The 20,620-nt window shown below is 61.6% G+C and carries 19 protein-coding genes; 9 read left to right on the forward strand and 10 right to left on the reverse strand.

Features of this window, described 5'->3' with window-relative positions; genetic code table 11:
• The first annotated feature begins 130 nt into the window (after positions 1 to 130).
• A complete protein-coding gene (locus DCY11_RS10500; RefSeq protein ID WP_108682846.1) occupies positions 131 to 910 on the forward strand; it encodes an ABC transporter ATP-binding protein in 780 nt (259 codons plus the stop codon).
• Positions 907 to 1,722 (forward strand): ABC transporter permease, encoded by an 816-nt coding sequence (locus tag DCY11_RS10505; protein ID WP_108682847.1) that lies wholly within the window; start codon positions 907 to 909, stop codon positions 1,720 to 1,722. The genes DCY11_RS10500 and DCY11_RS10505 overlap by 4 nt, the downstream gene beginning before the upstream one ends.
• A gap of 38 nt (positions 1,723 to 1,760) precedes the next feature.
• Here the strand turns inward: DCY11_RS10505 and DCY11_RS10510 are convergent, their stop codons facing one another.
• The 5 genes from DCY11_RS10510 to DCY11_RS10530 all read right to left on the reverse strand — a co-directional run bounded on the left by DCY11_RS10510 (position 1,761) and on the right by DCY11_RS10530 (position 6,839).
• Positions 1,761 to 2,513, reverse strand: coding sequence for an ABC transporter ATP-binding protein (locus tag DCY11_RS10510; RefSeq protein ID WP_108682848.1), 753 nt, complete (start codon positions 2,511 to 2,513; stop codon positions 1,761 to 1,763).
• Positions 2,473 to 3,207, reverse strand: coding sequence for an ABC transporter permease (locus DCY11_RS10515; protein WP_108682849.1), 735 nt, complete (start codon positions 3,205 to 3,207; stop codon positions 2,473 to 2,475). Before DCY11_RS10515 ends, DCY11_RS10510 begins: the two co-directional genes overlap by 41 nt.
• Before the next feature lie 59 nt (positions 3,208 to 3,266).
• Positions 3,267 to 4,136 carry an ABC transporter substrate-binding protein gene (locus tag DCY11_RS10520; RefSeq protein ID WP_108682850.1) on the reverse strand — a complete coding sequence of 290 codons (870 nt, stop codon included), beginning with the start codon at positions 4,134 to 4,136 and terminating at the stop codon, positions 3,267 to 3,269.
• Between the two features lie 424 nt (positions 4,137 to 4,560).
• The gene (locus DCY11_RS10525; RefSeq protein WP_108682851.1) at positions 4,561 to 5,247 is read right to left on the reverse strand and encodes a response regulator transcription factor; all 687 of its coding nucleotides are present in this window, start codon (positions 5,245 to 5,247) and stop codon (positions 4,561 to 4,563) included.
• Positions 5,244 to 6,839 (reverse strand): cell wall metabolism sensor histidine kinase WalK, encoded by a 1,596-nt coding sequence (locus DCY11_RS10530; RefSeq protein ID WP_108682852.1) that lies wholly within the window; start codon positions 6,837 to 6,839, stop codon positions 5,244 to 5,246. Before DCY11_RS10530 ends, DCY11_RS10525 begins: the two co-directional genes overlap by 4 nt.
• A 319-nt stretch (positions 6,840 to 7,158) precedes the next feature.
• Between DCY11_RS10530 and DCY11_RS10535 the strand changes: the two genes are divergently transcribed.
• Both DCY11_RS10535 and DCY11_RS10540 read left to right on the forward strand, forming a co-directional pair.
• A complete protein-coding gene (locus tag DCY11_RS10535; protein ID WP_159079948.1) occupies positions 7,159 to 7,974 on the forward strand; it encodes a hypothetical protein in 816 nt (271 codons plus the stop codon).
• Complete coding sequence (locus DCY11_RS10540; protein ID WP_108682854.1) at positions 7,974 to 8,822, forward strand: hypothetical protein; 849 nt, start codon at positions 7,974 to 7,976, stop codon at positions 8,820 to 8,822. The genes DCY11_RS10535 and DCY11_RS10540 overlap by 1 nt, the downstream gene beginning before the upstream one ends.
• Positions 8,823 to 8,840: 18 nt before the next feature.
• Here DCY11_RS10540 and DCY11_RS10545 read toward each other — a convergent pair whose 3' ends face one another.
• The 4 genes from DCY11_RS10545 to DCY11_RS10560 all read right to left on the reverse strand — a co-directional run bounded on the left by DCY11_RS10545 (position 8,841) and on the right by DCY11_RS10560 (position 11,362).
• Entirely contained in the window at positions 8,841 to 9,668 is an 828-nt protein-coding gene (locus tag DCY11_RS10545) for an energy transducer TonB (protein WP_108682855.1), read from the reverse strand.
• 20 nt (positions 9,669 to 9,688) lie between these two features.
• The gene (locus DCY11_RS10550) at positions 9,689 to 10,135 is read right to left on the reverse strand and encodes a biopolymer transporter ExbD (protein ID WP_108682856.1); all 447 of its coding nucleotides are present in this window, start codon (positions 10,133 to 10,135) and stop codon (positions 9,689 to 9,691) included.
• Entirely contained in the window at positions 10,135 to 10,785 is a 651-nt protein-coding gene (locus DCY11_RS10555) for a MotA/TolQ/ExbB proton channel family protein (protein ID WP_108682857.1), read from the reverse strand. The genes DCY11_RS10550 and DCY11_RS10555 overlap by 1 nt, the downstream gene beginning before the upstream one ends.
• A 76-nt stretch (positions 10,786 to 10,861) precedes the next feature.
• Complete coding sequence (locus DCY11_RS10560) at positions 10,862 to 11,362, reverse strand: hypothetical protein (protein WP_245409341.1); 501 nt, start codon at positions 11,360 to 11,362, stop codon at positions 10,862 to 10,864.
• Positions 11,363 to 12,060: 698 nt separating this feature from the next.
• Here DCY11_RS10560 and DCY11_RS10565 point away from each other — a divergent pair.
• The 5 genes from DCY11_RS10565 (at position 12,061) to pqqB (ending at position 20,250) form a co-directional block, all read left to right on the forward strand.
• Entirely contained in the window at positions 12,061 to 14,568 is a 2,508-nt protein-coding gene (locus tag DCY11_RS10565; RefSeq protein WP_159079949.1) for a TonB-dependent receptor plug domain-containing protein, read from the forward strand.
• A gap of 553 nt (positions 14,569 to 15,121) precedes the next feature.
• Complete coding sequence (locus DCY11_RS10570; RefSeq protein WP_159079950.1) at positions 15,122 to 17,839, forward strand: TonB-dependent receptor domain-containing protein; 2,718 nt, start codon at positions 15,122 to 15,124, stop codon at positions 17,837 to 17,839.
• Positions 17,840 to 18,090: 251 nt separating this feature from the next.
• Positions 18,091 to 18,579, forward strand: coding sequence for a hypothetical protein (locus tag DCY11_RS10575; RefSeq protein WP_108682860.1), 489 nt, complete (start codon positions 18,091 to 18,093; stop codon positions 18,577 to 18,579).
• Between the two features lie 265 nt (positions 18,580 to 18,844).
• The gene (locus DCY11_RS10580) at positions 18,845 to 19,087 is read left to right on the forward strand and encodes a hypothetical protein (protein ID WP_244505468.1); all 243 of its coding nucleotides are present in this window, start codon (positions 18,845 to 18,847) and stop codon (positions 19,085 to 19,087) included.
• A gap of 224 nt (positions 19,088 to 19,311) precedes the next feature.
• On the forward strand, positions 19,312 to 20,250 hold the full coding sequence (gene pqqB, locus DCY11_RS10585) for a pyrroloquinoline quinone biosynthesis protein PqqB (protein ID WP_108682861.1): 939 nt from the start codon (positions 19,312 to 19,314) through the stop codon (positions 20,248 to 20,250).
• Between the two features lie 37 nt (positions 20,251 to 20,287).
• Here pqqB and DCY11_RS10590 read toward each other — a convergent pair whose 3' ends face one another.
• Complete coding sequence (locus tag DCY11_RS10590) at positions 20,288 to 20,554, reverse strand: hypothetical protein (RefSeq protein ID WP_108682862.1); 267 nt, start codon at positions 20,552 to 20,554, stop codon at positions 20,288 to 20,290.
• Between the last annotated feature and the right edge of the window lie 66 nt (positions 20,555 to 20,620).

The raw sequence follows: 20,620 nt of genomic DNA on the forward strand, positions 1-20,620 counted from the left end.
CACAGGCATACGCTCGTATCCGGCGGGATGCTTGTGAAAGGCCGGGCCAGAGGCTATTTCTCATATGAGGAAACGAACGAGGAGCGAAGCCCGAACAGGAACCGCAAGAGTTCCGAGGGGATGGAGGAGCATGGCAGAATCAGTCTCCGGCGCTGCCGGAACTCCGGAGCCGGTGCTATCGGTTCAGAACGTGTCCTACTGGTACGGCGCAAAGCAGGCGTTGGATGACGTCAGTTTCGACGTCTATCCGGGACGGGTGACGGCTCTCTTGGGGCCGAACGGCGCCGGCAAGTCCACGCTCTTCTCGCTCATCACGCGTTTGTTCGACGCGCCAACCGGCCGAATCGAAATCGACGGGCGGGCGGCCGCCGAGTGGGGCTTCAAGATCTTGGCGCCGCTGGGGGTCGTCTTCCAGCAACCGACCCTTGATCTGGATTTGTCCGTGCGTCAGAACCTTCGCTACTTCGCCTCTCTGCGGGGATTGGGCCGCAAGGAAGCCGATGAGCGCATGGAGCGGGCCCTGGCCTCGCTCGACATGGCTGAACGCATTGGGGAAAAGGTGCGGGCGCTGAACGGTGGCCACCGGCGCCGCGTCGAGATCGCGCGAGCGCTGCTTCACAGTCCGAAACTGCTTCTGCTCGACGAGCCTACGATCGGACTCGACGACCCGACGCGTGACGCCATCGTGCGCCATATCCATAAGCTCGCCGTGTCGGACAATATCGGCGTTTTGTGGGCCACGCATTTGTTCGACGAGGTGGAGAGCGACGATGCTCTCGTCGTCATCAACAAGGGGCGCGTGGTGGCACTCGGGGACGTGGATGGCATCGAGAAAGAGACGGGATCCACGAGCCTGGCGGAGGCTTTCCGGCGCCTCACCGGGGATCGGGTGGAGGAGGTCGCCGTATGACACTGATGCACTACACCCGTGCCTTCGGCGGCATCGTTTGGCGTGAGCTCCTGCGGTTCCTACAGCAGCGGGAGCGGTTTCTCGCAGCGCTCGTCCGGCCCCTCATCTGGCTGATCATCTTTGCGGCGGGCTTCCGGGCGGCGCTCGGAATTTCGATCATTCCGCCTTATGAGACCTACATCACGTACGACGTGTACATCACGCCCGGTCTTCTGGCGATGATCCAGCTCTTCCAGGGGATGCAGAGTTCCCTGTCGATGGTGTACGACCGCGAGATGGGCTCGATGCGTGTGCTGTTGACCACGCCCTTGCCGCGCTGGTTCCTGCTTATCGCGCGGCTGTTCGCCGGCGTCCTGGTGTCCCTGTTCCAGGTCTACACGTTCTTGGCTGTCGCCTATCTGTTCGGCGTGGAGTTGCCGCCGTTAGGGTATCTGTTGGCACTCCCGGCCTTGATCCTCACTGGCATGATGTTCGGTGCGCTTGGCATGCTCTTGTCTTCGACCATCAAGCAGCTTGAGAACTTCGCCGGGATCATGAACTTCGTCATCTTCCCGATGTTCTTCGCCTCCTCGGCGCTCTATCCGCTCTGGAAGATGCAGGAGGGCAGCTGGATCCTCTACGAGATCTGCTACTACAACCCCTTCACCTGGGCCGTGGAACTGATCCGGTTCGCGTTCTATCAGAAGATGAACTGGGAGGCCCTGGCGGTGGTGGCAGTCTGCACGATCGTGTTCCTGGGGCTGTCGGTGTGGGCCTACGACCCCTCGCGCGGGATACAACAGCGCAAAGCGACGGCGCCGGCCGGAGGCTAGCTGCCGGCTCGACGCAAGTATCACCATCCCGGCGAGATCTACATTTCGGAGAAATTGGCCGGGAAGCGTTTGGAAAGATCGGCGAGCAGAGCCTCGATCATGGCCGGGTCGCGCTCGTCCCGCGGCACGTCAATTGTCTCGACCGCGAGCACATGAGTGGGCCGCGGCGCCATGACCACGAGCTTGTCGGCAAGCTGCAAAGCCTCGCGCGGGTTGTGGGTGACCATCACGGCCGTCGTGGGCCGGGCGGACCAAACCTCCAGCATCAGGCGGCGGAGCCGGTCAGCGGTCCGCTCATCGAGTGAGACGAACGGTTCGTCCAGCAAGAGCAGGTCCGGCTCGGTCGAAAAAGCCCGGGCGAGGGCCGCACGGCGGGCGAGGCCAAGCGAGAGTTCCTGCGGATAGCGGGACAGCATCTCCGCGACGCCCACGGCCTCGGCCAGATTCTCGAGATCCTTCGTGGTGAAACCGGGCGCGGCGACGAGCTCGATGTTCTGCCGCACGGTTCGCCACGGCAGCAGGCGCGGCTCCTGAAACATGAAGCCCAGCCGCGCGTGCGGTGGCATGTCGATTTCGCCTATGAACGCATCGTCGAGCCCGGCCACAATGCGCAGCAACGTGGTCTTGCCGCAGCCCGAGGGGCCCATGAGCACGGTCATGCTCTCGGGCTCCAGATCGAGCGACAAGTCGCTGATCGCCGTCAGCCGCGTGCCGTCAGCCCCGATATGGGTCTTTTCCTCGATGCGGATCTTAAACTGGCTTGTTCCGCCAGCGTGTCGTGTATCTTTCAAGGGGCTGTACCAGTAGATATTCGATCGCGAGCATGACGGCCACGAAGGCAAGCGTGTAGCCGAGGATGGCCGTCACGTTGAAAAGCTGAAAGTTCAGATGCAGCTCGAAGCCGACGCCGTTGGGGCGTCCCAGCAGTTCGACCACGAGAACGATCTTCCAAATGAGCGAGAGGCCCGTCCGGGAGGCGGTGGCGAAATAGGGCTGCAGCTGCGGCAGGGTCACGTTCCGGAACTTGCTCCATGGCGTCAGACGGTAGGCCCGGGCCATTTCATCGAGACCGGGGTCAAGGGCCCGCGCGCCTTCGCGCAGCGTCACGATGACGTTCGGGATCTTGTTCAGCGCGACCGCGCCAATGGCGGCCGCTTCGTTCAGGCCGAACCAGACATAGGCCAAGATGATGATCACAAGGGCCGGCAAATTGAGAAGCACGATCAGCCACGGATCGAGCACCCGGTTTACGGCGGGCAGTTCGCCCATGAGCAGGCCGATGATGCTACCAATGACCATGGCCACGACGAAGGCCGCGATCACGCGCCAAAGCGTGATGCCGAGCTGGAAGATGAGGTCGCCGTGCAGCGACTCCTCGATCACATAGTTCAGGACCTCGACCGGTCCCGGCAGCAGCCGGCTCTGGGCCACATGGGCGGCGATGAACCACACCAGTACGAAGGCGGCCACGGATAGGATCGACATCCATGGCCCGCGCATATACCAGGAGGCTTGGCGCACCCCGGGCTGTAGCTCCACCGTGGTCACTGCGTGGATCCGTGCCAGAAGGTTCCGGGAGCCAGTTCCGTCCCCTTGCCGACCAATTTAGTGCCGCCCAGCTCGCGCAGGAACTGATACAGGATCTTCGCGTCGGCCTCTTCCGAGGTGAGTTCCCGCTCGGGGATCCCTTCACGGAAACGGCGCCGCAGCGCTTCGAAAGTGGCCTCGTCGAAACTGGGGTCATTCGCGCTCATGACCGGCTTCAGACGCTCCCATTCCGCATCCGAGGTCGCGAGTAGCTCGTTGGCTTTCTCCGCGGCGCGAATGAATCCATCAATCGCCAACGGGTTCTGTTCGGCCCAATCGGCGTTGAACACATAGCCGAGCATGGCTACCTCGCCTTTGGCGCCGAGTTCCCGGACCACGTCCTCGAGACCGATGAGTTGGGTGAAGCCGACCGCTTCCAGGCGGGCGGCATAGGGCCAGAAGTTCAGCACGGCGTCGATCTGACCCTGTTTCGCCCGCGCGGCCAGAAGCGGCGGCGCGCCGAATTCCTGCGTGGTTTCGGTCCGAAGGTCGATATTGGCCGTCCGCAGTGCGTAGGCGACGATCAGGAGCCAGCTCTTGTCGAGCGGGCCGCCCGCGACACCCAGCGTCTTGCCCTTGAGGTCGGCCAGCGTCTTGATGGGCGAGTCCGGCGGGACCATGATCGCGCCGAGCGCCGTCGAGAACGGGACCAGGGTGAAGTCACCGCCACTGGTGCGCTCCCGGGAAACCCAGAGCCAATCAGTCACGACGACATCGAGCGAGCCGCCCTGAAGGCCGACGGCGGTCGCCTGTGTGCTGGCGAGCGGGACGACTTCGAGCTTGATCCCTTCGGCCTTGTCGAAGCCGTTGGCTTGGATCGTATCCATGACCCAATTAACGGTGCCGAATTTCAGGACACCGACTTTGATCGGGGCGGCGTTCTCCGCTCGAGCTGGGAGGCAGCTCACGAAGGCGAGGCACAATAAGGCTAGCAGGCGTAGGCGCAACGGGTCTCCTCCAAGTGTGGGTCTCCTCCAAGCGTCGGTCTGTTCCAGGTTCTCTTGAGAGGAGGCCAGGCGTTGCGCACCCTGGGCAACAGTCGCGGACAGGTACGCGGAGCCGAGACCTGCTGGTAAGGCCTGGAATCGTTATGGCGCGTCGTCGGCGAGTGGCGCGGCTTAATCTACAAGATGCGCCGCCCCGTGCAAGGTTCCATTGTCAGGCCGCCAGTAATGCCTAGGGAATTGCCAAAAGTCTTATAGATGTTGCCAATCAGACGGTGGGTGCCCGGTCCCTCACGAACCGGGTCCGTCAGCCCGCCGCCGGCGGCTTCAAGCGGTAGCCGTGGCCCCGCACGGTTTCGATCAGGGGGTCCCGGCCCTTGGTGTCGATCTTGCGCCGGAGCCGGGCGATGTACACGTCCACCACATTGGTCAAGGGGTCCTCGCTGTACCCCCACACCTGGTTGAGGATGCGCGTCCGCGAGAACACGCGCCCCGGTGAACTCATCAGTAGTTCGAGGATCGCCAGTTCCTTGGCGGTGAGCTTGATCGGTTCGCCGCCGCGCTTCACCTCCAGCAATTCGCGGTCGAGTTCCAAATCGCCAACCGTCAGCACGTTGGAACTCGGTTTAAAGGCGTGGGAGCGCCGCACCAGCGCTTCCATCCGGACCAGCAGCTCATCGAAGTCGAAGGGCTTGGTGAGATAGTCGTCGGCACCGAGCTTGATGCCTTTGATCTTGTCCTCGATGGCGTCCATCGCAGTCAGCATCAGGATGGGTGTGTGCTGACCTTCCTGGCGCAGTCGCTGGCACACGTCGTAACCGTGCATATCAGGGAGCATGAGATCGAGCACGATCACATCGAAGTCGCCGGTCTTCGCAAGGTCGATGCCGTCGCCGCCGTTCTCTGCGACGGTCACGCCATGGTTCTCCGCGCGCAGGCCCCGGTCGATGAAATCGGCGACGCGCGGTTCGTCTTCCACCAAGAGCACGTTCACGCTTGGCTCCCTCCCACCTTTTCCGGCAAGCTTACCAGAATAATCGTTCCTTCCCCGACCTTACTTTGGACCTCGATCGTTCCGCCATGGGCTTGCACAATGGCGCGGGCCACGGGCAGACCGAGCCCCAAGCCTTCTTCGTTGGCCTCGGCGGCGTTTCCCGCCCGCCGGAAGCGCTCGAAGATATTCTCCATGTCTTCTTGTGGAATGCCGACGCCTTGGTCGGCGACCTTGATAGTGACGGTGCCGTTCTCACGCGACAGTCCGACGTCCACCTTTCCCTTGGCATTGGAGTAGCGGACGGCGTTGTCGAGGACGATCAGCAGCAGCTGCCGCAGCCGCGCCGGATCGCCGTCGATCACCTCGTGAGGGGTATCGTTTGCGAACTCGATCCCCACGTCCTTGTTCATGGCGATGATCTTGGCGTCTCCCACAACGCTTTCGACAAGCTCCGTGAGGTCGACGGGTTTGATCTTCAGCTTGGCCGCGCCGGCGCCTTGCCGGGCGATGAACAGGAGGTCGCCCACCAGGACGGACAGATGCTTCGCCTGCTCCACGATACGCTCGATGGAATGCTTGTATTCCGGAATGCGCTTGTTGCGGCCGCGCAAGGCAATCTCGCCCTCACCGCGAATGACCGTCAGCGGGGTGCGCAGTTCATGGCTGATGTCGGCGAAAAAGGCGCGGCGCGTCTCGTCGATTTTCCGCAGCGAGTCGTTCGCAAAGCGCAGTTCTTCGGTCCGCTCCTCGACGATCGATTCCAGATTGTCGCGTGCATCCTGCAGCGCCTTCTGATGGTCTTGGAGATCGGCGGCCATGCTGTTGAAGCTACGCCCGAGCTCGGCGAACTCGTCCTTCCCCCGGACGGCGATGCGGTAGGAGAGGTCACCCTCGGCTAGTTTTCGCGTTCCGTCCAGGAGGGCGGCCAGAGGCGCGCGCAGACCGCGGATCAGTACGAAAGCAAGGGCCAGCGTGATGAGAACGGCAAGGATGGCGTGGATCGTGCTGATCCGTTCCAGCCGGGTCAGGAGCTGCGTCGCGGCTGCGTCGATTCTGAGGACCTCGGCCGTTTCGTCGGCCAAAGCGACCTCGATCAGCTCGTTGAGTTCGCGATCGATACCGCCCCGCAGGAGATCGACCAGATTTTGCCAAGCGATGTCGGGTCGTCCCCGGCTTCTCAGTTGCTCGACCTTGGAAAGCTGGTCCAACACGCGCCGGTACTCTTTACGGATCGCCTCCAGCCGGCGGACTTCGGCAAGCTCGGCCCGGTGTTCTTCGTCTTGCACGATCGCCAGTTCGCGGCGCGACAGGTCTTCGAGGGCCGACAGGTCGGATTCGATGACCTTTTTGAGATACGCCTCGCCTAGGGGGCGGTCGGACAGACCGGTGAGGAGTGTATCGGTCCAGGCCTTGAAGAGTTGCTGGCTGTGACGCGAAAGCTGGAGCTGCCTTTCCAGTTGCTCATGCGCGATGCGCGACCGGATCAGGTAGCGATGCGACTGCGTCACCCCCCAATAGGAGAACGCCGCTGCCGATAGCGACATGGCCAGCAAGAGACAGGCTGCGATGAGAAGCTTGGTGCGATAACGCATCAGATGCAAAGCGCTCCTTGGTAGCCGCGTCGAGGCGCTTCCGGGCGCACTTTTCGTCTGGGTCGCGGTCAACTCCCTCCGCCGAACGGGGCAGCCTGTTACCTATACTGCATTTTCGCATGATTGACGGGCAGTTCGACCGTCGTCTGCGACGCGTCCGCGTTCATGCCGCCCCTGCGGTAGATTTTGGCGCGATTGCCATACCTTCCCGTATCTATTGGCAAAAATGCACCTCTAGCATTGCCATGTGGCACATCTTTCGTGGATATTAAGCAAAAGGGCGGGCAAACCGTCAGAGGGATGTGTTGGGGGGTAGCACGTGTCGACGTCGGGATTTGCAGTGAACCCGTCCAGCCGGGGTGGGTCGGCTTTTGCCGTCGTCTGCGGTGGCATCGCGGCGAGCATCTTGCTCCCCGCCGCCGTTGCCTTCGCCGAATTCGAAATTCCGGAAGTGGATGCCGAGAAGGGGGCCTTCGAGGCCGAGTATCGCGGTGCCAAACATTGGGGCTTGCCGCCGAGCGATGATGACGACGACCGCGAAGCGCTCCGTCAGAGCCATGAGATCGAACTCCAATACGGGCTGACGGACTGGTGGATGCTGCGTCTCACCCCGAATGTCGAGCGCGTGCCCGGCAAGTCCGCCGAGTTCTCGTCCCTGGGTGTCGAGACACAGTTCGTGTTGGCGCCGCGCAACGATGGTTTCTTCGGCTTGGCGGTGATGGCCGGCTACGGCCCGTACTCGCTCTTCGTCGAAGACAATACGCCCGACGAATTCGAGTTCGGTCCGGTGATGGAGGTTGCTCCCGGACCTTGGCTTCTCACCCTCAACCCCCGGCTCACGACGGACGTCGGTAAAGATGCAGAGCACGACGGGCTTGGTTTCGAATACGCAGCGCAGCTTCGCTATCAATTCACGGAGCGTCTGGGTGCTGCGGTGCTCGGCTTCGGAGAGATCGAGGAGCTCGCTCACACAGGCCCGTTCGAGTCGCAGACGCACGTGCTTGGTCCGAGCCTCTACGTGTTTTCCGCGCCCGACGCGGAAAGGGAGTGGCTCCGCGGCGCCGGCATGCTGTTCGGCCTCACTGAAGCATCGGCCAAATCCGCCGTGCGCATAACCCTCGCGGTGGAGTTCTAATGGTCTCCTTCCCCACGCGCCACGTCGCTATCGCGGCGATCCTTGTCGGGTCGGTCGGGCCTGCGCTGGCAGAGTTCGAGATCCAAGAGTCCACCATCGATCCCGGCGAGACCCAGCTCCAATATCGTGGTGCGTGGCACACTGGTCTGCCGCCGGCCGGTGATGTCGAGGACATCAGCATCTTGCCGGATACCGAAGAAGCACCTCTGCGCCAAAGCCACGACTTCGAGATTCAATACAGCCCGACTACGTATTGGCTGGTGGCGCTAACTCAGGTCCTCGATGAGCCGATTGATGACAATGGCGCTGATCTCAATGCAATCGAGTTCGAAACCCAGTTCGAACTCATTACGCGTGAAGGCGATGGGCTTGGTCTGTCAATCCAGGGCGGGACAGAGCAACCCGTGTTCGAGGCGCGCGATGAAAACGATCCGGAGATCGCTTTCGGTCCGATCGTCGAGCTTTCGAAGTCGAACTATACGCTTGTGCTGAACCCGCTGTTCTTCCGCCTAATCGGTGACAAGAACGATCAGGAAGGTTTCGGGTTCGAATATGGCTGGCAAGCGCGCAAGGAGCTGTTCGGTGAGCGCCTATGGCTTGCGGTCGAGATGTTCGGGGAGATCGAGGACATGTCGAATGCGGGGCCGTTCAATGAGCAGCAGCACAGCATTGGGCCGGCCTTCTACTATACGTTCGGCAAGGAGGATGACTTCGTCGGCGACGACGACCTCTACGACGTCGACCGCAAAAGCAAGGAGTTCACGGTGAGCCTCGGCGCGCAGTTCGGGCTTACCGACGCAACATCCGATGTCGCCGTGAAAGTCTTCATCGGATACGAGTTCGACTGAGCGCGGGTCTGGACGACGTCAGCGGACGGTGAAGCGGAACGGTACCGACACCGAGATTGTCTCCTCGCCGACATCCGAGGGAATTGCCGGGAACGGCGCTGCGCTTGCGATCGACTCAAGCGCCGCGTTGTCGAGTTCCTTGTAGCCGGAGCTCTTGACGATCTTATGCGTCACGAGCTCGCCATCGGATTTGACGGTGAGGCGTACGACGGCCGTCCCGACACGCGTCGTACGCGGGTTGATTTTCGCATGTTCCAGATGCACCCGAAGTTTGCCGAGATAGACTCTGTGCGCGGTGGCGCTACCGCCGGTCTTTTCCTCGCCTGAGCTTTCACGCATCGCAATGACGGTCTGCTGCACGACGGTGGCCACCTGCTGGGGCAGGGGCTGTTCCTGGACTTCCGGCTCGGGCTCCTTCACCGGCTCCAGAATCTTTTCGACCGGCTCGCGTTCCGTTACCTCGGGCTCTTCCTGTAGGAGTTCCTCGGTCGGCTCGAGCAGTTCGCTTTCGGGGCCCGTCGGCGAGGCGAGCAAGGCATGCTGAACGGGCTGAACTTCCGGAATGTCCTCTACGGGCAGTTCTTCCTGTTGCTCGACAGCTTCCACCTGCTCCAACGGCTGTGCCGCGGCGCTCATCACGGGCGGCGCCTCGACGGCCTGAACCGAAACCGCATCTTCACCGAGCTTGGCGAAGCCCTCGATCGCAATGCCCTGCTCGACGACCATGACGTCGCCGCCGGTGCCTTCTTCGAAGGCGGCGCCCCCGGATTCGGGAAGCAGGATGGCGAGCAGAAAGGCGGCGTGAACGCCGATAGACACCAACCATGCAATGACATTGAGCGGCATGAACTGCTCCGCTTGGTGCCCTAATGGCCCGCTGTTTCGGCGGCCTTCGGCTGGGACAGCAGCGAGACGCGCGAATAACCACTTGAGCCGACGCGGCCGAGGATTTCCATCACCTCGCCATAGGGACGGTTCTTGTCACCGCGCACGTAAACCACGGTGTCGCCCTCGGTCGCCCGAAGCGCCTCGAGCCGTGGCACCAGCGTGTCGACGGTGACCTGGTCCTCGCGGATGTAGACAAGACCATCCGCATCCAGGGAGACGATCATCGGCTTCTTCGGCTGGCTGACCTTCGCGGCGGATGTCTTCGGCAGCTCAACCGGCACCCCGGCGACCAGCAGCGGCGCGGTGATCATGAAGATGATCAGGAGCACCAGCATCACGTCGACCATGGGCGTGATGTTGATTTCCGAGATCGGGCGGTACCCGCCTTCCTCGGCTCCCCCACCATTGCCGACGGACATACCCATTACGAAGGCTTCCCTGCGCGGAGCGGTTCAACGTTATCACCGCGCGCGCGTTGCGCCTGAGCTTCGCCTTCATCCTCGGTCAAGTCGCGGGCAATCTCGATGATCGCGTCGTTGCCCTTGGCGAACGCGCGGCCGAGTGCGACGGAGATCTGGTTGTAGGCGACGACCGCGGGAATGGCGGCGGCGAGACCGATCGCCGTCACGATGAGGGCTTCGGCGATGCCGGGCGCCACCACCGCGAGGCTGGTGTCCTTCTGCGTGGCGATGGCGGTGAAGCTGTTGACGATGCCCCAAACGGTGCCGAACAGGCCGACGAACGGTGCGGCCGAGCCTACGGTCGCCAAGAACGGCAGGCCGACTTCCACCTTCTGAATTTCCGATTTGAGAGCGTGCCGAAGGGCGTTCTCCACCCGAAACCGGCGTTCAATCGGCGTATCGTCGAAATCCGCCGCAAGTTCGGCTTCACCGGCCTCGAGCACCTTGCGGGAGAACCCGCCGCGATCGGCGCTCGACCGGCTCTTGGCAAGGCGGCGGATGCCGCCTTTAAGCCAGTTCACCCGTACGATCTTCTCGAAGATGATTGCCCAGCACGCCACGGAAGCGAGGACGAGAAGCAGGATCACGCCCTTGACCACCGGGTCCGCCTGCATGAGCAGCCCCAGACACTGTAGTCGTGACTGGCAGCAGCAGTTACGATTTCCTGTTCCACTTCCACGGTGCCCGGTCCTATTTGTTAAGTGCGTTGTCGGTCCTGCTCGAAACGGCAAGATCCTCGAGGCAGTCGGCCACATCTTCCGATCCGGCTTTGCACTCCATCACATCGTTGATCAAGAAACTTCCAACGTCGTCGCAGGACGTATTGGCCACGTCGAAGAGCTTCACGGTCCGCTTCTTCCCCTTGAGCGGGGCGAGTTCGACTGCGAAACGCTGGTCGATGATGCCGTCTGGACGGAAGAGGATGAGATCGAGTTTGAGCGCCTCGTAGGTCTTGTCGCCCTTGTTGTCGATGACGAAATAGGCGCGGCAATCGGAGCCTTTCGGCTCGAGCTTGTTCAGCTCGATGGCGACGCTGCCTCCGTCGCCTTGCTCGGCCGCAGCGACGGCGTCTTCCTCAGCCGCAACGACGGGCGGCCGTACGAGCACGACGGCGGCGACAGCCAAGGCCGCCACGAAGACTCTTTGGATGAAACCGGCGCCGTGCCGGCTCTCGCGATTCGAAAAAAGCACAAATACCTCCCATACCGAGCCTGCTATAAGGATCAGGTTTCGGTCGCCTAAAGGCGTTCCGACGGCGTTCGCCGCTCCCTTTTATGTTCCTCGATTTTGGCTGAGGGTACGCGCGAGGCCGCCAGCAAGTTCTGGGGCGTTCCGACACTTGGACCGACATCCAAACCAAAGACTAGTTAGTAGGTCCTCCGAGAGTACCAGAATTTATTTACCGTGGCGGCCCAGGGCATTCAAGCGTGTTACCTGCGGAGGATTTGGCAAGTGCATTGCCAGGTTTTCCATACCTTGATGCCAACATGCTTAAAGGCTTTCGGGTAGATCGGCCTAGCCCTCAATGCTAAATTTTCCTTAATGGAAAATGGAACCTAGGCAACTAGGAACGCCTGTGGGGGGCTTTGAATATGAGGACGAGGGTGTGCGGGGGCGCACTGGCGCTTGGAATCTGTGTAGTTGCGCCAGCTGAAGCAATTAGTCAAACCGCTGAAAATGAAGCTGTTTCCGAACAAGCCGCGCCGTCGGTAACGACGCCGGCCGCTGGTGGAGAGCCCCCGGCGCCGGATGGGATTGAGGGTGACGTCCCGGCCGTCGAGATCATTCAACCAGCGGCGGAACCCGCGCAGCCGCCGGAACCGGTGCAGGCCGAAGCCGAGCCCGAACCACGGCCCCGTCCGGTTTCTCGTCCGGCACCTCAGCCGGTTGTGACCGCGCCAGAGCCGGTCGCGTACGAGCCGCCGCCTGCCGAAGCCTTCGAGCCCATCGAGCCGGAACTGTTCTTCCCATCGCTGATCACGCAGCAGCAGCCGGGCTATTACGGACCGGTCGGCGGCGAGGCCAGCTTCGAGCGCTCTTGGAACGGGGTTCAGTCGCCGATCAATCCGAACAATGGGATCGCGCCCGGGAACCTGCAGGACTTTTCGGAAGCCGGCAGCCGTGTGACGCGCCAGCAGATCAACGAGCAGGATCCGCTCAGCACCAACGACATCCTGCAGCGCGTGCCTGGTCTTACGATCGTCAACGATGACGGTATCGGTAACCAAGGCGGTATTGGCATCCGCGGGTCCAATCCGCGGCGGTCACGTAAGGTCCTCGTCATGGAGGATGGCCAGTCCATCAACATGAGCCTCTACATCGATCCGTCCGTGCACTACGTGCCGCCGCCGGATCGCATCGAGGCCGTCGAAGTGATCAAAGGCTCGATCATCTACGCCCCGAACAACAACTTCGGCGCCGTCAACTTCCGCAATTTGCAGCCCTTCGGGCCGGATGAGTTCGTCCTGTCGGGTGAAGGCGGCGCGGTCGCGTTGGAAGGAGCCGGCGGCGATGGTGGCGCGGGCAAGTGGCACGTACACAACCGAAAGACCTGGGGGAACTGGGGAACGGTTGTGTCCTATACGGGCGCCGATGTTCAAGGCTCCTGGGATACGGAGCGTCTAAGCTACAACGACTTCTATGCCGCCGTGGGCTGGAAGGACACCAACGCGGACTTCGTGTTCTCCGGTTCCTACATGCGCCAGCGCGATAAGTACGACGAAGCGAATCTGGAATTTGAAGAAGAAGAGGACGGCGAGGAAGAAGGCGATCTGGCGGAGGACGAGGAACTCGAGGAAGAAGAGGAGACCGTGTTCCGGTCCGACACGGTCGAGCAAGCCTTCTTCCGGGAGATCAAGCACTGCAAGACCTGCTTCAACCCCGGCTCGCGCTTCAGTACCTACAATGCCGACCCGTTCCGGCTTCAGGGCACGCTGAATTACTATTTCGACGACGATACGAGCTCAAACACGCGAGTCTATTACTACCACCATCGGCGTGACCGGTATCAGAACTTCGAGGGCGCCGATCCCTCGCGGGCCGAGGACGATTTCAGCCCGCTCTTCTTCGGCGACGAGGCGATCATTCCCGAAGGCGTGATGCTTGGCCGCTTGCGGACATATCAGCATGTCGGCGGCGAGCAGCGCTTCGAACTGGCCAACCGCGAGTTCATTTCCGGGCTCAGCCAAGATCTGCAGATGGGCGCGCGCTTCGAGCACCACACCTTCGCTAACCGCAACTTCTTCGGCGACCAGGGCGAGATCCTCACCGATGGCGACAAGAAGGGCCTCACGGTCTTCGATAGCGAGCACGAGGCCGATGCGGTGTCGGCCTACCTCCAGACGGTGATCCACGCGACGCCGGCCATCGACATCGTCCCGGGCATTCGCTTCGAGCATATCTCGTCGAAAGTGCATCAGACCGCCTCCAGTGAAGAGGAAGGCGAGGGCGAAGGCGAGCTCGATGAATGCGAATACGCGGGCCGCGAGTTCTTCGACGGCGAGGAGTGCGTGATCTTCGCGCTCAATCGGGACACGCAGAACTTCAGCTACGACAAGACGTACTGGCTGCCCGGCATCTCCTTCTCCTGGGGGCTGTTCGGAAAACAAGTCGTCCCGGCATCCGCCGACAAGTCTCTTCAGGAACTGGAGACCGTCTATCACACCACCATGTATGGCGGTTACAACCGCGGCGTGACGATCCCCGTTCAGCGCGAGGGACCCTTCCCGCCGAAGGACGAGCTCGGTGACAACTTCCAGCTCGGTGTCCGTTCCACGGGCGTCAAGGGCGTGACGCTCGACATGGCCGGGTTCTTCAAGTCCATCGAGAACTTCCAGGTCCGCGGCTCCGCGACGACCACGTCCGGACTCAACGTCTATACGAATATCGACCAGGTCGAGATCAGCGGTTTCGAGATGTATGGCCGCCTCGACTCGCGGCCCTTCACGGGATGGAACCTCAATCCGTACGCCGAAGCGACGTTCACTTATTCGCACGGTGAGATCACCGAAGGCATTCTGCCGGACGGTGAGAGCATCGTCGGCAACCGCATTCCTTTCGCGCCGCGTGAGGTCGCCTATCTGACGACGGGCATCGAGAGCACGGCCGGGTGGAACGCAAGCGTCAGCTTCATCTATCGGGGCGAGTTCTATACCGACGAGCAAAACACGCCCTATGGCGGCGATCCGAGCGGCGAGGACGGCTTGGTGCCGAGTGTCTGGCTGCTCAGCGCGCGGGCCAACTACACGGTCCCGCAGAACGTGATGCCGAACGCCGATATGGTGCTGTTCGTCTCCGGTGAGAACCTGACGAACGAGTTGTACATCACCGACCGTGAGGACGGCATCAAACCCGGTCTCGGGCGCTCGCTCATGGCGGGCGCAAGGCTGAAGTGGTAGGTCGCCCGAGCGACAAACCCAAAAGCCTCAGTAGGAACAAGGCGGCGCCAAGTGCGCCGCCTTTCTTCTTGCAGGTACGGCGCGGCGCATGTGTGATTTTCGCCACAAGCGCACAAATATGAGGCGCAGTCGGGAGTCGCTCAAATGCCTAACATCCAGGCCTATTTGGGATTACTTCCCAGAAGGCCAGGAAGAAATCCAATACGTATTGGCAACTGTTGAGGGGCTAAGTCCCTGAATTTTGCAGAAGCGCGCCAATATCGCGCGGGGCGGCCCCGTTGATTGCCCGCACTGCCGTCTGGCGCCCGGGAAGAACTTCCCGCCTGTTTTTGGATAGCCCCGTTAAGCGTCCTCTTACACAGTTTTGACGGGGCGAAATCAGGGCATGGGGGATTCGCACGGGGACTTCTGGACGATCGACCGCCACGTTTCCACGATGGGGTCGAGGTTTCGTGGCATCCGTAGCTTCCCACAGTCCAAACACAAAATGCCCCGTCAGGGAGAATGCAGTCTTCGCCTCGCGGAGACTCACGATAGAGGACTGGGGGAAAGAATGCCTTCACGCGTGTTTTGGGGTGCACTTGCAGTGGGCAGTGCGGCCTTCCTGCCATACGAGGCAGTAGGTCAGACTGCTGAAAACGAGCCCGTTTCGGAACAGGCCGCGCCGTCCGCAACGACGCCGTCGGCTGGTGGGGAGCCCCCAACGGGCCAAGAGACCGAGGGTGACGTGCCGGCCGTCGAGGTCATTCAGCCCCAGGCCGAACCCGAGCAGCCTCCCGTGCAGGCCGAACGCGAGCCGGCGCCACGGCCCCGTCCCGTTTCACGTCCGGCGCCGCAGCCGGTGGTGACCGCGCCGGAGCCGGTGGCGTATGAGCCGCCCCCGGAGCCTGCGTTCCAGCCCATCGAGCCCGAGGCCGTTCTGCCGAACCTGGTTACGCAACCCGCACCGGAATACTACGGACCGCCTGGAGGGCTGGGGAGCTTTGAGCGTTCCGTGAACTCCGCGCAATCGCCGATCGTGCCGACGCAAGGCATCATCCCGGGCAATCTGCAGGATTTCTCGAGCGCTGCCAGCCGTGTGACCCGCGAGAAGATCAACGAGCAGGATCCGCTGACGACTAACGAGATCCTGTCGACCGTTCCCGGCGTGGCGATCATCAACGATGACGGCATGGGCCGGCATGGCGGCATCAGCATTCGCGGCACCCCCGCACGCCGTTCGCGCAAAGTGCTGGTCATGGAAGACGGACGGTCGATCAATCAGAGCCTTTGGCTCGATCCTTCGACGCATTACACGCCGCCCACGGAACGTCTCGAATCCGTCGAGGTGTTGCGCGGCACGGTCCTCACCTACGGCCCGAACAACAACTCGGGCGTGGTGAACTTCCGCAACCTTCAGCCCTTCGGCGCGAACGAGTCCCAGGTTTCGTTCCAAACCGGCGGGGTGTCGGTGGAAGGTCCCGGCGTCGACAATGGCGATGCGAGCAAGTGGCATGCGCATACCCGGCACTCGACCGACGATTGGGGCATCGTGCTGTCCTACACCGGTGCCAGCGGTCAGGGTGCATGGAACACCGAGCGGCTGAGCTACAACGACTTCTATGGTGCAATCGGCTGGAAGGGTGAGAATTCCGACTTCACGTTCTCGACCGTCTACTTCGCCCAGCGCGACCAGTACGACGAGTCGAACCTGGAAGGAGAGGACGAGGATCCGCCCGGACAGGTGGAGAGCCTCCTCCTGAATAACTACAAGCACTGTAAGACGTGCTTTAATCCAGCCTCCGGGCTCAACGAGTACAATGCCGACCTGTGGCTGTTCCAGGGTATCTACAATTACTATCTGGACCAGGACACGACCATTTCGGCACGCGCCTACGGGCAGCTCCTCAAGCGGTATCGCTATTTCAACGTTGAGGGCGAGAACCCGCTTGCAGCGGAGACCAGCTTCAATCCCTTCATCGATGGAGACGAAGTCTTCATTCCCGAAGGGGTGATGGAGGGACGTCTGCGCGAGTACGACAATTTCGGCACCGAGCTGCGTACCGAACTCGCAAACCGGCCGTTCCTATTCGGCATGGCGCAAAACCTGCAGATGGGTGTCCGGTACGAATACAATAGCTTCACCGACCAGAACATTCTCGGTCAGCAGGGGCGCATTCTGGATGGTTTCGATACGAACGGCCTGACGTTCTTCCATCGGAAGCACGAAGCCAACGCGGTGTCGGCCTTCGTTCAGACCGATATTTCCGTGAACGACAATCTGAACATCGTTCCGGGTGCACGGCTCGATCATTATCGCATCACGCGTAAGACCCTTGCGCTGCCAGGCGAGGACGACGAGGAGTTCGACGAGTGTCCGGGTGGCGCGTTCGGTGGCGAGGAATGCGTCGTCATCGAGGACTTCAGCGGCAACCAGTACACCGAGTCGTTCGACAAGACCCATGTCCTTCCCGGCATCGCCTTCGCCTACGGGTTTGGCCGGCAGGACGCTCCGATGACTCTCGGTTCGAAGTCGCTCGGTCCCGTCACGATGGAGAAGCCGACATTCGCCAACACTCTGTATGGTGGCTACCATCGCGGTCTGACCATGGGCGTGCTGCGCGAAGCCGCGTTCCCGCCAGGGGACGAGATCGGCAACAACTTCCAGCTTGGTGTGCGGTCGACGGCGGTGAAGGGCATCACCTTCGACGTCGCCGGGTTCCATCAGAACATCCAGGATTATCAAATCAAGGGTTCCACGACCGACGTGGCCGGCAACAACGTCTACTCGCTCATCAACGAGGTGCACGTTAACGGCTTCGAAGCTTATGGACGGCTCGACACGCGGCCTTACACCGGCTGGACGTTGAATCCTTATCTGGAAGGCAGCTTCACGCTCGCCGACAACAAGATCCAGGATGGATACAACGAGGACGGCGAGTCGGTTGCGGGCAATTACGTGCCGGAAGTGCCTCGCGAGTTCGCGTACCTGACGGTCGGTATCGAAAGCCTCAAAGGCTGGAATGCGAGCGTCAGCTGGACCTATCGCGGCTCGTTCTACACCGATGAGAACAACACGCCGTTCGGCGGGGATCCCGAGGGTGAGAACGGCGAAGTTCCCAGCGTCTGGCTGCTCTCAGCCCGTGCGAACTACACGATCCCGAAAACCAATATGGCGGTGTTCGTGTCGGGTCAGAACCTTACGGACGAACTGTACATCACCGACCGCGAGGACGGCGTCAAACCCGGCATCGGCCGTACGCTCATGGCTGGCGCACGGTTGAAGTGGTAACCGCACGGCGATAAGCGCAATCGATGAATGGCGGCTCGCGGAAATTCCGCGGGCCGCCATTTTCTTTGGAGTCTCGTCACCTCTTGAACGGTCCCAGCGGCGATCTCAAATAGCGGTGACACGCTTGTGGCCGCGAAATTAGGCGCAGGGCATCGGCGAACGGTTGGATAATCGATCCGGCCCATGCGAAACTCGAACCTGCGGCCGCGACCCTTTCTTGCTTTCGGGCGGACCCGCTGGAAGACGTCGATATGGTGGCTTTCGAGACGCCTCTGCCTCAGATCCTAAAACTGCTGTCTTCTGTGATGGCGTTTGCACTCGCTGTGTTGATCTATGCGCCGAGCGAGGCAACTGCGGCGAGCGCTGCCGCGAAGCGGCCCGCAAGCATCTACGCCGCGCCGAACACCAGTTCGAAGGTGCTCGGCCTGATCGGCATCTCGCAAGTCGTCGACGCCAAATCCTGCAAGAGCGGGTGGTGCCGCGTGGGACCCGGCTATGTGCAGGCGAGTTCCTTACGCTTCTTCCAGGAGCGTGAAGGATATGAGAGCGCCTACGACTACAATGCGCCGTTGCCGCCGCCGAACTACGGCTACACCCCGGGATTTTGGGGCTTTGGTGGCCGACGTCACTACGATCGCTCCGGCAACTATACCAAATACGGCGTTCCCGGTTATCGCGGTCCTGTCGGTCGTCTCGAAGGGACCGTCGAGACGCGGCGCGGCCTGTTCGGCCGGCGCTAGTCGTCCGGATAAGCTCTCTTGTTCGGACGCCGGTCGTCGGCGCCTGCGACATCTCGACAGGCCAGTCATCGTACATCCGCGCAGGCGATGGCAGCACTATTTCCTAGGCGGCTTTGCCAAATCTTCCCGTCTGTTTTGCCTCACGTTGGCAAGTTGGACCTTGTAACTTCCAACGCAGGAAACGCCGAGACAGGCAAAACGACGCGACAGATGTCGCGGACCAAACGCAAGCTAGTATGAAAGGCTGACTCATATGAAGAAGTTCATGATCGCTGCCGCTGCTCTCGCTTTTGTGGCAACGCCCGCTTTCGCCGACGACGATCCGACCGACGAAGAAGTTGCGAAGATCAAGGAAGTCATCGCGGCTTGGGGCTGTGAAGGCGGCTCCTACGAGAAGGAAACCGAGGCCACTGGTGTGTTCGAGGCCGAGGACGTGAAGTGCAAGGGCGGTCAGTACGACTTCCGCATGGACAAGGACTTCAAGGTCTTTGCGATCACGGTGGACTAACACTGGTCCCCTCGTGGCGCGGATGGGCAAAAAAATGCTAAGGCCCGGCGCGGTTATCAGGGACATGAAAGGGGCGTGGACTTCGGGCCGCGCCCCTTTTTGCTGTCCTAATCGAGGCGAACGCCGCGTTTTCCATTAGCGCTGCGGAAGTTCTTCGTCGTTACAGATGAAGATCAAGAATGGACTTGACGGGCGACACCCGCAGACGCCATGCATGCGCTGCTATGCTCATCAAAGTTATCGGCGCTGGTGCAGGCGGCGGCCTGCCGCAATGGAACTGCAACGGCCGGAATTCGGCCGATGCGCGGTCGGGTCTTCCGACGGTCAAACCCCGCACGCAGGCCTCCGTGGCCGTCAGTGCGGACGGTAAGCAATGGGTCCTGTTGAACGCGGCGCCGGATTTGCGCCAGCAGATCAACGAGACGCCCGAACTTCAGCCCGATCCGAACGGTCCGCCGCGCAACAGCCCCATCAAGGCTGTCGTGTTGACGAATGGAGACGTGGACGCGGTCGCGGGTCTGTTGTGTCTGCGCGAGAGCCAGCCGCTGACGGTTTACGGCAGCGCGCGCGTACTCGATGTGCTGGCCAGCAACAGCATCTTCGATGTTCTCAATCCTGATCTCGTCGCGCGGAAGACCATGGAACTGGGCTCATCGTTCGCGGTCGAAGGGCCGGACGGCCCCGTGGGGCTGACGGTCGAAGCCTTTACGGTACCGGGAAAGATCCCGCTCTATCTCGAGGACGAGGAGAAGGGCACGGGCGGCAGCTTCGGCACGGAGGAGGGCGACACGCTCGGCCTCAAGGTGACCGAGAATGCGAGCGGCAAGTCGTTCTTTTTTATCCCGGGCTGCTCGGGTATCGACGATACGTTGCGGTCGCGGCTTCAGGGCGCGGCACTGCTGTTCTTCGACGGGACGCTCTACACGAACAACGAGATGATCGACCAAGGTCTCATGCAGAAGACGGGCGACCGCATCGGACATATGAATATGTCGGGTCCGAACGGAACGCTGGCGTTGATGGAGCCCCTGGGGATCGACCGCAAGATCTTCATCCACGTGAACAATTCCAACCCGGTCCTCCGGGAGGATTCGCCCGAGCGTGCTGCCGTGGAAGCGGCGGGCTGGACCGTCTCCTATGACGGTATGGAAGTCTCGCTCTAGGCCGGTTGTATGGCGCGAAACGCGTCGGCTTGGCGGGTCACATCCCGACGCATGTTCCGTAGAGGCCGCCGACGGCCAGGCACGTCCCGCCGATCCCGCAATCGCTGTCTTCGGAACAGAGGTTCTTTTCGGGTGCGTCGAGGCTCAACGGCTCGCGGAGACCGCTGTCGTAGTTCCCGCACTGCCCTGCCTTCTGGCCCGGTTGTTTCATGCATCGCTCCGACAGGGGACACTCCGCATCGAAGGTGCAGGCGAGGGCGGGTTCCGCCACGATGACAAGCGCGGCCGTCAGTAGGACTCTCATGGATCCGTCTCCTTGCGCGAACTCGACGGAAGCAGTGTATCGCGAACTTGCGACACGCCGATAAGT

The sequence above is a fragment of the Methyloceanibacter sp. wino2 genome, assembly GCF_003071365.1.
GTDB lineage: Bacteria > Pseudomonadota > Alphaproteobacteria > Rhizobiales > Methyloligellaceae > Methyloceanibacter.

Coding starts and splice junctions, on each gene's coding strand:
- DCY11_RS10520 (WP_108682850.1), bottom strand. CDS start 4,136: ATGGATACGATCCAAGCCAACGGCTTCGACAAGGCCGAAGGGATCAAG.
- DCY11_RS10550 (WP_108682856.1), bottom strand. CDS start 10,135: ATGGGTATGTCCGTCGGCAATGGTGGGGGAGCCGAGGAAGGCGGGTAC.
- DCY11_RS10590 (WP_108682862.1), bottom strand. CDS start 20,554: ATGAGAGTCCTACTGACGGCCGCGCTTGTCATCGTGGCGGAACCCGCC.
- DCY11_RS10570 (WP_159079950.1), top strand. CDS start 15,122: ATGCCTTCACGCGTGTTTTGGGGTGCACTTGCAGTGGGCAGTGCGGCC.
- DCY11_RS10540 (WP_108682854.1), top strand. CDS start 7,974: ATGGTCTCCTTCCCCACGCGCCACGTCGCTATCGCGGCGATCCTTGTC.
- DCY11_RS10505 (WP_108682847.1), top strand. CDS start 907: ATGACACTGATGCACTACACCCGTGCCTTCGGCGGCATCGTTTGGCGT.
- DCY11_RS10545 (WP_108682855.1), bottom strand. CDS start 9,668: ATGCCGCTCAATGTCATTGCATGGTTGGTGTCTATCGGCGTTCACGCC.
- DCY11_RS10555 (WP_108682857.1), bottom strand. CDS start 10,785: ATGCAGGCGGACCCGGTGGTCAAGGGCGTGATCCTGCTTCTCGTCCTC.
- DCY11_RS10500 (WP_108682846.1), top strand. CDS start 131: ATGGCAGAATCAGTCTCCGGCGCTGCCGGAACTCCGGAGCCGGTGCTA.
- DCY11_RS10580 (WP_244505468.1), top strand. CDS start 18,845: ATGATCGCTGCCGCTGCTCTCGCTTTTGTGGCAACGCCCGCTTTCGCC.
- DCY11_RS10530 (WP_108682852.1), bottom strand. CDS start 6,839: ATGCGTTATCGCACCAAGCTTCTCATCGCAGCCTGTCTCTTGCTGGCC.
- pqqB (WP_108682861.1), top strand. CDS start 19,312: ATGCTCATCAAAGTTATCGGCGCTGGTGCAGGCGGCGGCCTGCCGCAA.
- DCY11_RS10515 (WP_108682849.1), bottom strand. CDS start 3,207: ATGTCGATCCTATCCGTGGCCGCCTTCGTACTGGTGTGGTTCATCGCC.
- DCY11_RS10575 (WP_108682860.1), top strand. CDS start 18,091: ATGGTGGCTTTCGAGACGCCTCTGCCTCAGATCCTAAAACTGCTGTCT.